The organism is Geodermatophilus sp. URMC 65, from assembly GCF_053502545.1.
On record NZ_CP199954.1, the window covers coordinates 2,721,587 to 2,733,743 of the forward strand.

12 protein-coding genes and 1 riboswitch are annotated in these 12,157 nt (G+C 75.7%); of the genes, 4 read left to right on the forward strand and 8 right to left on the reverse strand.

Annotated features, from left to right (window positions below; genetic code table 11):
* Nucleotides 1–64 precede the first annotated feature (64 nt).
* Together ACWIX7_RS13215 and ACWIX7_RS13220 are read right to left on the reverse strand one after the other, a co-directional pair.
* Complete coding sequence (locus tag ACWIX7_RS13215; protein ID WP_448621988.1) at nt 65–1,273, reverse strand: fatty acid desaturase family protein; 1,209 nt, start codon at nt 1,271–1,273, stop codon at nt 65–67.
* A 26-nt stretch (nt 1,274–1,299) separates the two neighbouring features.
* Complete coding sequence (locus tag ACWIX7_RS13220) at nt 1,300–2,400, reverse strand: ferredoxin reductase (RefSeq protein WP_448621989.1); 1,101 nt, start codon at nt 2,398–2,400, stop codon at nt 1,300–1,302.
* 105 nt (nt 2,401–2,505) lie between these two features.
* Between ACWIX7_RS13220 and ACWIX7_RS13225 the strand changes: the two genes are divergently transcribed.
* Entirely contained in the window at nt 2,506–3,693 is a 1,188-nt protein-coding gene (locus tag ACWIX7_RS13225) for a PucR family transcriptional regulator (protein ID WP_448621990.1), read from the forward strand.
* Between the two features lie 93 nt (nt 3,694–3,786).
* Here the strand turns inward: ACWIX7_RS13225 and ACWIX7_RS13230 are convergent, their stop codons facing one another.
* Entirely contained in the window at nt 3,787–4,392 is a 606-nt protein-coding gene (locus ACWIX7_RS13230) for a class I SAM-dependent methyltransferase (RefSeq protein ID WP_448621991.1), read from the reverse strand.
* 134 nt (nt 4,393–4,526) lie between these two features.
* Here ACWIX7_RS13230 and ACWIX7_RS13235 point away from each other — a divergent pair, with 134 nt between their 5' ends.
* A complete protein-coding gene (locus ACWIX7_RS13235; protein ID WP_448621992.1) occupies nt 4,527–4,787 on the forward strand; it encodes a hypothetical protein in 261 nt (86 codons plus the stop codon).
* Here ACWIX7_RS13235 and ACWIX7_RS13240 read toward each other — a convergent pair.
* Nucleotides 4,759–6,138 carry a DNA polymerase IV gene (locus tag ACWIX7_RS13240; RefSeq protein WP_448621993.1) on the reverse strand — a complete coding sequence of 460 codons (1,380 nt, stop codon included), beginning with the start codon at nt 6,136–6,138 and terminating at the stop codon, nt 4,759–4,761. The genes ACWIX7_RS13235 and ACWIX7_RS13240 overlap by 29 nt on opposite strands.
* A gap of 265 nt (nt 6,139–6,403) precedes the next feature.
* Between ACWIX7_RS13240 and ACWIX7_RS13245 the strand changes: the two genes are divergently transcribed.
* Nucleotides 6,404–6,883 carry an NfeD family protein gene (locus tag ACWIX7_RS13245; protein WP_448621994.1) on the forward strand — a complete coding sequence of 160 codons (480 nt, stop codon included), beginning with the start codon at nt 6,404–6,406 and terminating at the stop codon, nt 6,881–6,883.
* Between the two features lie 69 nt (nt 6,884–6,952).
* Here the strand turns inward: ACWIX7_RS13245 and thiD are convergent, their stop codons facing one another.
* The 3 genes from thiD to thiM form a co-directional block, all read right to left on the reverse strand.
* On the reverse strand, nt 6,953–7,831 hold the full coding sequence (gene thiD, locus ACWIX7_RS13250; RefSeq protein WP_448621995.1) for a bifunctional hydroxymethylpyrimidine kinase/phosphomethylpyrimidine kinase: 879 nt from the start codon (nt 7,829–7,831) through the stop codon (nt 6,953–6,955).
* Nucleotides 7,828–8,502 carry a thiamine phosphate synthase gene (gene thiE / locus ACWIX7_RS13255; RefSeq protein WP_448621996.1) on the reverse strand — a complete coding sequence of 225 codons (675 nt, stop codon included), beginning with the start codon at nt 8,500–8,502 and terminating at the stop codon, nt 7,828–7,830. The genes thiD and thiE overlap by 4 nt, the downstream gene beginning before the upstream one ends.
* A gap of 73 nt (nt 8,503–8,575) precedes the next feature.
* Nucleotides 8,576–9,364 carry a hydroxyethylthiazole kinase gene (gene thiM, locus ACWIX7_RS13260; protein WP_448621997.1) on the reverse strand — a complete coding sequence of 263 codons (789 nt, stop codon included), beginning with the start codon at nt 9,362–9,364 and terminating at the stop codon, nt 8,576–8,578.
* Nucleotides 9,358–9,453: riboswitch (TPP riboswitch) on the reverse strand. It overlaps the preceding gene by 7 nt.
* Nucleotides 9,454–9,533: 80 nt before the next feature.
* Between thiM and ACWIX7_RS13265 the strand changes: the two genes are divergently transcribed.
* Nucleotides 9,534–10,268, forward strand: a complete 735-nt coding sequence (locus ACWIX7_RS13265) for a TSUP family transporter (RefSeq protein WP_448621998.1) — start codon at nt 9,534–9,536, stop codon at nt 10,266–10,268.
* Nucleotides 10,269–10,398: 130 nt separating this feature from the next.
* On the opposite strand, the gene ACWIX7_RS13270 is transcribed toward ACWIX7_RS13265, so the two are convergent.
* Nucleotides 10,399–12,141 (reverse strand): helicase, encoded by a 1,743-nt coding sequence (locus tag ACWIX7_RS13270; protein WP_448621999.1) that lies wholly within the window; start codon nt 12,139–12,141, stop codon nt 10,399–10,401.
* Nucleotides 12,142–12,157 lie beyond the last annotated feature (16 nt).

The following is a 12,157-nucleotide window of genomic DNA, read 5'->3' on the forward strand; positions in this document are numbered from 1 at the left end:
ACACAGGAACCGGGGCCGGGTTCCACGTGGAACCCGACCCCGGTCGACGAGGTGCGCAGCCGCGTCAGGCGGCGGCAGCCGCCGTCCACTCCGCCTGCAGGCGGCGGCGCATGCGCCGGTCGCCGGTCGTCGCCTTGTAGAGCTTCACCAGCTGCGACGGCAGGTTCTTCCGGTTGGTGGCGTCCAGCCAGCCGTTGGGCAGCGACAGCCGGATGATCTTGTGCCAGGCCGAGCCGACCTGCTTCGGCAGCGGCGCGGTGTGGTAGTTCAGGCCGTAGCGGTCGAACAGGTCGCGGATCTGCGGCGCGATCTCGGCGTACCGGTTGCTCGGCAGGTCCGGGAACAGGTGGTGCTCGATCTGGTGCGACAGGTTCCCGGTCATGATGTGCATGGCCTTGGAGCCGGAGATGTTGGCCGAGCCGAGCATCTGGCGCAGGTACCACTCGCCGCGGGTCTCGCCGTCGATCGACTTCTTCTCGAAGGTCTCGACGCCCTCGGGGAAGTGCCCGCAGAGGATGACCGAGTTCGACCAGAGGTTGCGCACCAGGTTGGCGGTGAAGTTGGCCGCCAGCGTGGACAGGAAGTTCGGGCCCGACAGCAGCGGGTGGGCGACGTAGTCCTTGGCCACCTGCTTGCCGATCTTGCGCAGCACGGCCTTGGCGCGCGCCCGGAACTCCGGGTCCCCGGTCCGCTTCTTGGCGATGGTCCCGGCGAGCTCCAGGTCGTAGGCGGCGATCCCGTACTCGAAGAAGCAGGCGTTGATGAAGCTCCACAGCGGCTGGCCGAGGTGGAACGGCTGCCACGGCTGGTCCTCGTCGACCCGCATGATGCCGTAGCCGAGGTCGTTGTCCTTGCCGACGACGTTCGTGTACGTGTGGTGCAGCTCGTTGTGCGAGTGCTTCCACTGGTCGGCCGGGCTGGCCATGTCCCACTCCCACGTCGTGGAGTGGATCTTCGGGTCCCGCATCCAGTCCCACTGGCCGTGCAGGATGTTGTGCCCGATCTCCATGTTCTCGAGGATCTTGGCGACCGAGAGGCCGATCGTGCCGACGATCCACGCGGGCGGGAAGCCCGAGGCGAGCAGGACGGCGCGGCTGCCCAGCTCGATCTTGCGGTGGACGTCGATGACCGTGCGGATGTAGCGGGCGTCGTCCTCGCCGCGGGTGTCGATCACGCTCTGGCGGATGTCGTCGAGCTCCTTGCCGAGGAGCTCGACGTCCTCGGCGGTGAGGTGCTCGATCGGGTTGTCGGCCTTCTTCTGCAGAACGGTCATGGGGGGCTCCCAGCGGGTCTCGGGGATCAGTGGTCGATGTCGCAGGCGCCGGCGGCGGCGCTGATGCAGGTCTGGATCAGGACGCCGTCGCCCGGCGCGGCCGTGGTGACCTCGCCGTTGCGCAGGTCCCGGACGGCGCCCTCGCGCAGCGGGAGGACGCAGCCGTAGCAGATGCCCATGCGGCAGCCGCTGGGCATGAGGACCCCGGCGTCCTCGGCGGCGTCGAGGATCGGGGTGGCCCCGTCGGCCTCGAGGCTCGTGCCGTTCCTCGTGAAGGTCACCGTGCCGCCCTCGCCGGCGACCACGACGGTGGGCCGGAAGCGCTCGGTGAACAGCCGGTCGGCGATGCCGGCGGCGCTCCAGTGCTCCTCCAGCGCCTCGAGCATGCCGACCGGGCCGCAGGCCCAGGTGGCGCGCTCGGCGAGGTCCGGGACCAGTTCGGCGATGGCGGCGGCGTCGAGCATCCCGGCGCTGTCGGTGTGCTGCTCGACGAGGCGGATGCGGCCGGCGGCGGCCAGCTCCCGCAGGTCCGCGCCGAAGACGACGTCCTCCGGCGTGGGAGCCGAGTGCACGACGACGACGTCGGCCAGCTCGTCGTGGTTGCGCAGGATGCCCATGACCGGGGTGATGCCGGAGCCGGCGGTGACGAACAGGACCTTGGCGGGGGCCTGCGCGGGCAGGACGAACTCGCCGGTGGCCTGGTCGAGGTGGACGAGGGTGCCGGGCTGCGTGCGGTGCACCAGGTGGTGGCTGACCTTGCCGCCCGGGATGGCCTTGACGGTGATGCTGATGCAGCCGTCGGGCCGGTCCAGGTGCGAGGTCAGCGAGTAGGCGCGCCACATGCGCACGCCGTCGACGTCGACGCCCATGCGCACCCACTGGCCGGGCACGTGGCGCTGCCAGTCGGCGCCCGGCCGGATGACCAGCGTGGCGGCGTCCCGGGTCTCCCGGTGGACGGCGACGATCCGGCCGCGCAGGTCCGCGCCCGCGCGCAACGGGTTGACCATGTCCAGGTAGTCGGCCGGCAGCAGCGGGGTGGTGACGAGCTCGGCCAGGCGCATCGCGCGGTCGCGCAGCGCGCTCAGAGCGGGACGGGCCGCAGAAGGGCGCGGGACGGTCGCGGTCATACCCCTGATGGTTCCCAGCGCCCCGCGCAATTACCTGTGCCCTGGACGTGAACGTGCGGCGGTCTACTGTTCCCTGCGAACAACGGCGGTCGACGAGGAGGTCCGGTGGCGCCCGAGCAGGACACCTTCGCCGCGGAGGTCGCGGCGGCGATGCACGCCGAGCTCCCCGCCGTCGCCGAGCAGACCGTCGCCGCGATCGTCGTGGAGGTGCCCAGCTACGCCGAGGCCTTCTCCGGGCCGATGGGCCGCCGGATCGAGAACGCCGTCCAGCTCGCCCTGGGCGGCTTCCTGGAGCTGGCGACGACCCCCGGCGGCGTCGACCCCAGCCGGCCCATCGGCCCGGCCCTGGAGGAGGCCTTCAAGCTCGGCCGGGGCGAGGCGCGCAGCGGGCGCTCGATGGACGCGCTGCTGGGCGCCTACCGGGTGGGCGCCCGGGTGGCGTGGCGGCACATGAGCGAGACCGCGGTGGCGGCCGGCATGCCCGCCGGGTCGCTGGCCCGCTTCGCCGAGCTGGTGTTCGCCTACATCGACCAGCTGTCGGCGGCCAGCGCCTCCGGGCACGCCGAGTACCTGGACAGCAGCGGCCGGCTGCGCCGCCGGAACCTGGAACGGCTGGCCGAGCTGCTGCTCACCGGCGCGCCCCCGTACGACCTCGCCGCCGCCGCCGAGCGCGCGGACTGGGCGCCGCCGCGGACCCTGACCGCCGTGCTGCTCCCCGAGTCCCGCGTGCGCGCCGCGCTCGGCGTGCTCGACGTCCGCACGCTGCAGGCCGGGGAGGACCTGCCCGGCACCGAGCCCGGCGCCGAGCGCGCGGTGCTGCTCGTGCCGGACGCCGACGGGTACGCCCGCACCCAGCTGGTCCGGGTGCTGAGCGGGCGGGAGGCCGTGGTCGGCCCGGCGCGGCCGTGGCAGCAGGCCCACTCCTCCTACTCGCGGGCGCTGCGGGCGCTGCAGCTGGACCTGGTCCCGGACGGCGACCTGCCGGTCGACACCGAGCTGCGGCTGGCCGACCTCGTGCTGCACGCCGACGGCGAGGCGCTCGCGGACCTGCGCGCCCAGGTGCTCGCCCCGCTCGACGGGCTGGGCCCCGGCCCCCGCGAGAAGCTGGTGGAGACGCTGCGCTCCTGGCTGCTGCACCACGGACGCCGGGAGAAGGTCGCCGCCGAGCTCTTCGTGCACCCGCAGACGGTCCGCTACCGCATGGGCCAGCTGCGCGACCTGTACGGCGAGCGCCTCGAGGACCCGCGGTCGGTCCTCGACCTGACCCTGGCCCTGGGTGCGGTGGAGCGCTGAGCGGCGGTCCTCCCGTCGAGATCACGTGATGTCGCCTGTCCGAAGCCCCGTGGGCGCCGAGATCGCGCGATCTCGACGGTCCGGCGCGGCGGCTCAGGCGGGGCGCAGGACGGCGACCAGGAAGTCCGACCCCGGCGTGAACGGCCGCAGGTCCCAGGTCGACAGCAGCAGGTCCTCCGCCCAGCCGGCCGTGCGGGCGTCGGCCCGGAAGTCGTCGAAGGCGTAGCCGCGGCCGGCGCCGAAGCCGATCGCCGCCCGCCCGCCGGGGGCCACGTGCGCACGCAGCCGCTGCAGGACGGCGACCCGCGTGCTCGGCGCCAGGAAGGCCATCACGTTGCCCGCCGACACGATGGCGTCGAACGGCTCGGGGATGCCCCGCGCGGGCAGGTCGAGCTCGGCGAGGTCACCCACCAGCCACCGCGGCCCGGGGTGGTCCTCCTCGGCGGCGACGATCAGCACCGGGTCGACGTCCACCCCGACGACGACGTGACCGGCGCGGGCCAGCCAGCCGCCGGTGCGCCCCGGCCCGCAGCCGGCGTCGAGCACGCGGGAGCCGCGCGGCAGCATCGCGTCGACCAGCCGCGCCTCACCGGCGAGGTCGAACCCCTGGGCGGCGAGGTCCCGGAACCGCTGCACGTAGGCGGCCGAGTGGCCGGGGTCCTGCTGGGTGATCCGCGCCCACGCGCTCTGCTCCGTCACCCGCCCATGGTCGCCGACCGGCGCAGACCCCTAGGCAACCGGCACCCGACGTCCAGCTGAGCCACAGGTGCGTCCCCGAGGCTCGACCCCACCAACGGCCCACCCGGGGCCGGAGGACGACGGGAGGCACCGCCATGACCCAGACCCTGACCGGACGCCGGTCCCGCGGCCGCACGCCGCTGCCGACCCCACCTGCCGCCGCCCTCGACCCCGACCTCGAGCTGCGGGTGGCGGCGGCCGCTCTCGGCGAGCACCCGGGCGCGACGGTGAACCGGGTCGAGGTGGACGGCGAGGGTCGCTACGCGGTCCACCTGGTCACCTGGTTCGGCCAGCAGATCGTCGTCCCGGTCGACCGGGACCTCACCGTCATGGGGTGGATGGCGCTGGCGCGCTGACCCGCCACTCCGGCGGCTCGGCCGGGTGCAGGGCCGGGTCGTCGGCGGTCAGCGTGCGCACCGGCCCGGGCGGGGTCAGCGGCCCCTCGAAGCGCACGGTGACCCGGCCGAGGCCGCGACCCCACACCCAGCCGGCGCCGTGCTCGTCGTGCCGCACGTCCTGGCCCGGCCACCAGCGCGCCTCCGCGGTCAGCGGCTCGGGGACCTCCTCGACCTCGGCGCCGGGCGCCTCCACGGCGTCGTCCACCGGCTCGTCGTCGGTGGCGAACAGGTCGCCCTGCGCGTAGAGCGAGAGCCCGGAGACCCCCACCCCGAGCAGCCGCAGGCCGCCCTGGGTGCCGGCCTCGGCCAGCAGCCGCGCGGCGATCGAGGCGATCACCCGCGGGTCGTCGGTCGGGTGGGGCAGCGTCTGCGAGCGGGTGAGCGTGGTGAAGTCGTAGCGGCGCAGCTTGAGCGTCACCGTCCGGCCCGAGTACGCGGACGCGCGCAGCCGGCTGCCGACCCGCGCGGCCATGCTGTCGACGTACCGGCCGAGCACCGTCAGGTCGGTGAGGTCGTGGGCGAAGGTCTCCTCCTGCGAGATCGACTTGGCCTCCCGCTCGGCGACCACGGGGCGGTCGTCCTCGGCGCGGGCCAGCGCGTACAGCCCCGTGCCGTGCGCCCGGCCGGCCAGCGCGACCAGGTCGGGCAGCGACTTGGCGGCCAGGTCGGCGACGGTCTTCACGCCCACCTGGTGCAGCCGCTCGGCGGTCGCCGGTCCCACACCGCCGAGCCGGGTCACCGGCAGCGGGTGCAGCACCTCGAGCTCGCGCCCCGGCGGGACGACGACCAGCCCGTCGGGCTTGTCGAGGTCCGAGGCGATCTTGGCCATCAGCTTGGAGCTGCCGATGCCGACCGACCCGGTCACCCCGCCGGTGGCCGCGGCGATCCGCTCCTTGAGGCCCCGGGCCAGCTCGGTGACGCCGCCCACCGACAGGTCGAGGCCGTCGCCGGGGTGGGTGGCTGAGCCGGCAGCGAGGTCGACGTAGGCCTCGTCGATCGACACCGGCTCGACCAGCGGGGAGAGCTCGCGCAGCAGCGCCATCACGACGTCGGAGGTGCGGCGGTAGGCGGCGAAGCGGCCGCCGAGGAACGCCGTCCCGGGCGGGCAGCGGCGGCGCGCCTCGGCGGTGGACATCGCCGAGCGGGCGCCGTAGGCCCGCGCCTCGTAGGACGCCGTCGCCACCACGCCGCGCCCGCCCACGCCGCCGACCACGACCGGCCGGCCCCGCAACGAGGGCTTGTCGCGCTGCTCGACCGCGGCGAAGAAGGCGTCGAGGTCCAGGTGCAGGATGCTCGCCTCCCGCCGCACGCCCCACCTCCTCGTCCTCGCCGCCGGCCCGCTCCATGGTCGCCCGTCCTCCCCAGGGGTGAGGACGGACGCACCGGTACAGCAATCGGTTGATCTTGAGCCGTCGCGGCTGCGCGGGTGCGTCGCCGGACACCGACGGGGAGGACAGCGTGGAGGCGGTCTTCCTCGTCGTGGGCGCGCTGGGCTCGAGCGTCCTGCTGCTGTCGCTGGTGGTCGGCGAGGTCGGCGACCTCGCGACGCCGACGGCCCTTTCTCCGTCCCGGCGGTGGCCGCGCTGCTCGGCGGGGTGGGCTTCGGCGGGGCCGCCGCGGCCACGCTGCTGCCCGAGACGCTCCCGGACGCCGGACGCGCGCTGCTCGCCCTGGTCGCCGGGCTGCTCCTCGCCGTCCCGCTGGCCTGGGCCGCGGTGCGGCTGTCCCGCGGGCTGCGCGACATGCCGACCGCCGAGACCCTGACCCGCTCCCACCTGGCGGGAACCCAGGGCGTCGTGGTCTCCGCGATCCCCAGCCCCAGCCCCGGCTACGGCGAGGTGCGGCTGACCGTCGCCGGGCAGTCCCTGAAGTTCGCGGCCCGCAGCGACGTCCCGCTGCGCGCCGGCACGCCCGTGTACGTCGTCGAGGCGCTCAGCGAGACCGCCGTCCACGTGGTCTCCACCGCGCCCGAGCTCGGTGGCGCGGCGCCCACCACGGACGGCGCCACCCGCGTCCCGATCAGGACGGCCGACGGGGAAGAGCCCACCCGCTGAACCCTGTCCACCGTGATCTTCGGCGTCTGGGTGCCCGACACGCCGACGCGGGCAGCCAGATGACGATGATCAACGCGGGAGTGGCGCCCAGATGCCGGCGAAGTGGTGCACCGGGCCGTGGCCGGAGCCGATGCCCAGGCCCTCCCCCGCCTCCAGCGCGCGGTGCAGGTAGTCGCGGGCGGGGTCGACCAGCCGGGACCAGTCGTCGGTGCGCTGGCGGGCGGCCAGGGCGGCGAGCGCCGAGGACAGCGTGCAGCCGGTGCCGTGCGTCGAGGTGGTGTCGACCCGCGGCCGCCGGGTGACCGTGACGCCGTCCGCGGTGGCCAGCACGTCGACGCTGTCGTCCCCACCCAGGTGGCCGCCCTTGAGCAGCACCGCGCGCGGGCCGAGCCCGAGCAGCGCGGTGGCCTGGCCGGGCAGCTGGTCGACGTCGGTGGCCGGGGACACGTCGAGCAGGACGGCGGCCTCCGGCACGTTCGGCGTGACCAGGTCGGCGAGGGGCAGCAGGTCGGTGCGGACGGCGTCGATCGCGGCGTCGTCGATGAGCCGGTCGCCGCTGGTCGCGACCATCACCGGGTCGCACACGACCGGGCCGCCCGGGCGGTCGGCCAGCCCCGCGGCGACGGCGCGCACCACGCCGGCGGTGCCGAGCATGCCGAGCTTGGTGGCGTGCACCTCGACGTCGGCGAACAGCGTCGCCAGCTGCTCGGCGACGAACTCCGGCGGGACGCCGTGCACGCCGGTGACGCCGCGGGTGTTCTGGGCGGTCAGCGCGGTGAGCACCGCCGTCCCGTAGACCCCCAGCGCGCTGAAGGTCTTGAGGTCGGCCTGGATGCCGGCGCCGCCGCTGGGGTCGCTGCCGGCGACGGTGAGCGCGACCGCGACGCCGCTCGGGCCTCCTGGTTCGCTCCCGCCCTGCGGAGCCGGCGAGGCGGCAGAGCCGCTCACCGGACCACCTGCGCGAGCCGGCCCCGGTCGATGGCCGAGCGGAGCGCGCGGGCGGCGGCGTCCGGATCGGGTGCCGCGCAGAGCGCGGAGACGACGCACACGCCGTCCACCCCGGTCGCGGCCACCTCGGCGGCCCGGTCGACGTCGATGCCGCCGATCGCGACGGTGGCGAACCCGGCGGCGCGGGCCGCCTCGGCCAGCCCGCGGACGCCGTCCGGGCCCAGGGCGCTGCCGGCGTCGGGCTTGGTGGGCGTCGTCCACACCGGGCCGATGCCGACCAGGTCGACGGTCCCCGCCGGCAGCGCGCGGGCGACGTCCAGCTCGGCGACGGAGGAGACGCTGAACCCGAGCAGCCGGTCGGGCCCGAGCAGGGTGCGCACCTCGGCCGGGGGCAGGTCGTCCTGGCCGACGTGCACGCCGTGCACGCCGGCGAGCAGCGCGACGTCGACGGCGTCGTTGACCCAGAGGACGACGTCCGGCCGGTCGGCCAGCGCCGCCTGCACCGCGCGGGTGAGCGCGAGCAGCTCGCGGCGGGAGGCGGTCTTGTCCCGGACCTGGACGGTGGTGACGCCGCCGGCGACCGCCGCGCGGACCACGTCGGCCACCGGCCGCGGGGCGGACAGCGCGGTGTCGGTGACCAGGTAGAGGGTCGGGTCGAAGCCGCGGCTCACGGGACCTCCTCGCCGGCGCTGGTCGCTCTCGTGACCCAGGCTGCTGTGCCCCTGCACGACCTCGCGAGCTCGGTCACGAGACGTCCGCCGCGGCCAGGGCCTCGCCGTCGACGGCGTCCAGCGCGTCGAGCCAGGCGGGTGCGAAGGTGCCCGGGCCGTGCGCCACCTGCGCGGCCCGCTCGGCGGCGACGGCGACGTGCGCGTGCGCGGCCACGGTCCCGGCCAGCGCGTCGCCGGTGGCCGCGACGTAGGCGGCGACGAGGGCGCCCAGCGCGCAGCCGGCGCCGGTGGTGCGGGTCAGCAGCGCCGATCCCCCGCCGACGCGGACGGTACGCCGTCCGTCGGTGACCAGGTCGACCTCGCCGCTGACCGCGACGACCCCACCGGTGCGCGCCGCGAGCTCGGCAGCCGCCTTGGCCGCGTCGTCGGTGCTGTCGGTGCTGTCCACGCCGCGACCGCCGCCACCCGCGCCGGTCAGCGCCATGACCTCCGAGGCGTTGCCGCGGACGACGGTGGGCCCCAGTCCGACCAGCTCGGTGGCCAGCCGGGTGCGGTAGACCAGGCCGCCGACGGCGACGGGGTCCAGGACCCACGGCGTCCCGGCGGCGCCGGCCGAATGGGCCGCCAGCCGCATCGCCTCGGCGGTGCGGGCGTGCACGGTGCCCACGTTGACCAGCACGGCGGAGGCGACGGCGGCGAAGTCGCCGGCCTCCTCCGGGGCGTCCACCATCGCCGGGGCGGCGCCCGCGGCGAGCAGGGCGTTGGCGGTGATCGTCTGGACGACGGTGTTGGTCAGGCAGTGCACCAGAGGGGTGCGTGCGCGCAGCGCCGCGCGGGCGGCGCGCAGGTCGACGGCCGGCATGCCGGTGACATCCCTTCGCCAGTGCGAACTGGAGCAGGTTCGACGGGTGTGCTCTCAGTCCCCGGTCGGGGACACCCCGTGCCACGTGCGCCTCCGAACGTAACACCGCTCCGCCGTGGTGCTCCCGCCGCGCGGAGCAGCAGCCGGGGCCTGCGACAGGATGGCCGGCGTGCTGCTCGCCTGCCTCGCCGTCCTGGTGGGCGCGACCGTGCAGTCCGCCGCCGGGTTCGGGCTGGCGCTCATCGCCGGACCCGCTCTCGTGGCCGTGCTCGCCCCCACGGAGGCGGTGACCACGCTGATCGTGCTGGCCACGACCACGACCCTGCTCCTGCTGCTGGTGCGCCGCGGGTCGCGGCCGGCCATCCGGTGGGCCGACGTCCGCGTGGTGGTCCTCGCCGCCGTCCCCGGGGTCCTGGCCGGCGTGCTGGTGCTCGCCGTGGTCAGCAAGCCGGCGCTGCAGTTGGCGGTGGGCGTGGGCGTGCTCGCGGCCGTGGCGCTGCAGGTCCTGCGGCGCCCGGTCCCCGGCCAGCCGAGCCCGTCCCGGTGGGCCACGCTCGGCGTGGGACTCCTCGCCGGCGTCCTCACCACCACGACCAGCACCAACGGGCCGCCGCTGGTGCTCTGGCTCGAGCGGCGGCACGTGCCCCCGGCGGAGATGCGCGACACCCTCGCGGCGCTGTTCCTCGCCCTCAACCTGCTCGGCGCCGCGGCGCTCACCGCGTCGGGGCGGGTCGGGCAGGCCTTCCGGCCGGAGGTCGTGCTGGTGCTGCTGGTAGCGGCCGTCATCGGCCACGCGGCGGGCCGCCGGCTGTTCCACCTGCTGGACGTCCGCCGGTTCCGGGTGGCCGGGCTGACGCTGTCGGCGCTGGCCGGGGTGGCCAGCATCGTCGCGGCGCTGGGCTGAGGTCGCCGTCCGGGGGGCGGCTCCTCCCTCCCCCTCCGGTGTTGATCATGGGGTCGTTGCTCGACGGCGTGCCAGAAGGCGGCGTGTCGTCCGACGACAACCCCGTGATCGACGCGAGCCGGAGGTGGTCTCAGGCGTCGGTGAGCGCGACCGGCGGCAGCCAGTCGGCGTCCAGCAGCTCGGCGATCTCCTGCAGCGCCGAGGTGTCCGCCCCGGCGGTGGAGCCGCTGACCGCCAGCCGCTCCACCATCACCCGGGCCACCTGCTCCTCCACGGTGTCCTCGGCGAAGGCCACCCGCCACGGGGAGACCTGGCCGTCGCGGTGCGTGCGACCGGTGACCTGGCGGGCCTGGATGCCGGAGAAGCGCGGCTGGTGGAACAACCCGACCCGCGGCGTGGTCGACGCCGTGCGCCCCGACGGCGGTAGCTCGCCGGCGTGCAGGCTGATCGAGGCGGTCACGGTGAACACGCACACCGGCGCCTCGCCCGTCTGGAACCGCAGCCGCTCGGCCTCGACGTCGAACCGATCGCGGCCGTAGATGGCGGCCACGCCGATGCCCGCGTCGAGCAGCGCCTCGCGGATCGGGTCGGCCGCCGTCTCGACGAACTCCACCGACACCGCGACCTGCCGCTCGGCCTCCACCTGGGCCTTGATCCAGTCGACGGTGGCCTGCGCGCGGATCAGCCCGGCCTTCTGCCGGAAGCGCAGCAGCGCGGCGCGCCCGCGCGCGGTCTGGCGGGCCTTCCGGGCCAGCTGCATCTCGGCGCGGAACTCCTGCCACCCGGACTCGTAGGCGGCCTGCTCCGCCGGCGTCAGGGCGACCGGCGTCCCGGTGACCGACACCGGCCCCCAGGGCGCCGGCCGGTGCAGCGTCGCGGGCGGCTCGCCGTCGGCCAGCCAGCCCTGCAGCCGGGCGAGGTCGGCGCGGCGGGCGTCGGCGTCCTCGGTCCACGCCCACCCGTAGCGGCTGCGTTCCACGTGGAACCCGTGCTCGGCGAGCTTCGCCGGCAGGTCGGCCCAGGCGCGCAGCGGCTCGCCGTGGCGCCGGGCGAACTGGGGGGCGAGGTAGGGCAGCTCCAGCGGCGTGTGCGCCGGGGTGGCGGTGGCGGCGATGACGAAGGGCACGTCCGTCGCCCGCCCGGCGCCGGAGACACCCTTCCAGTGCTTCCACCGCTGCGTCGTCGTGTGCCGGACCATGTGCGCCTCGTCGGCGATGACGACGTCGAAGCGCAGCTTCGCGACCTTGGCCAGCCGGTCCCAGGTGGTGACGCACCAGCGCAGCCCGCCGTCGCCGAAGCCGGCGATCGAGCGGGTCCAGTGCGGGATGGTGATCGCCGCCGGGCGGTCGGCCACGACCAGCACCCGGTCCCCGCCGCGCAGCTCGCAGACCTCCCGGGCGGCCAGGACGGCGGTCCCCGTCTTGCCCACGCCCGGGTCGTCACCGAGCAGGAAGACCCGGTGCCCGGCCGCCGCGGAGGCGACGACGGCCGCAGCACCCGTGGCCTGCTCCTCGCGCGGGACCAGGGGACGGCCCGGCGGCACCGGCCGCGGGGTCTCGTTGAGCTCGTCCTCGAGGAACCGCTCGAAGGTGTACGGGGGCGGGTCGTAGGCGGCCAGCTCCGGCGGCAGCTCCCGGCCCACCCACACGTGCGCCTGCAGGTCCGGCCGCCACTGGGCGCCCGGCGCCGGCGCGCGGAACGGGACGGCGAGCACCCACACCCGCTCCCCCGGCCCGGCGACCGGCCGCTCAGGTGCGGGCTTGGCGGTGCGGCGGGCCGGCGCCTCCCGGCGGGTCGTCGTCGTGGTGCGGGTCGTGCTGGTCGAGCGGCTCCGGCTCGTCGACCGGGCTGTGCGGCGGCGCCGTCCGGGCACGGGTGTCCTCCTCTGC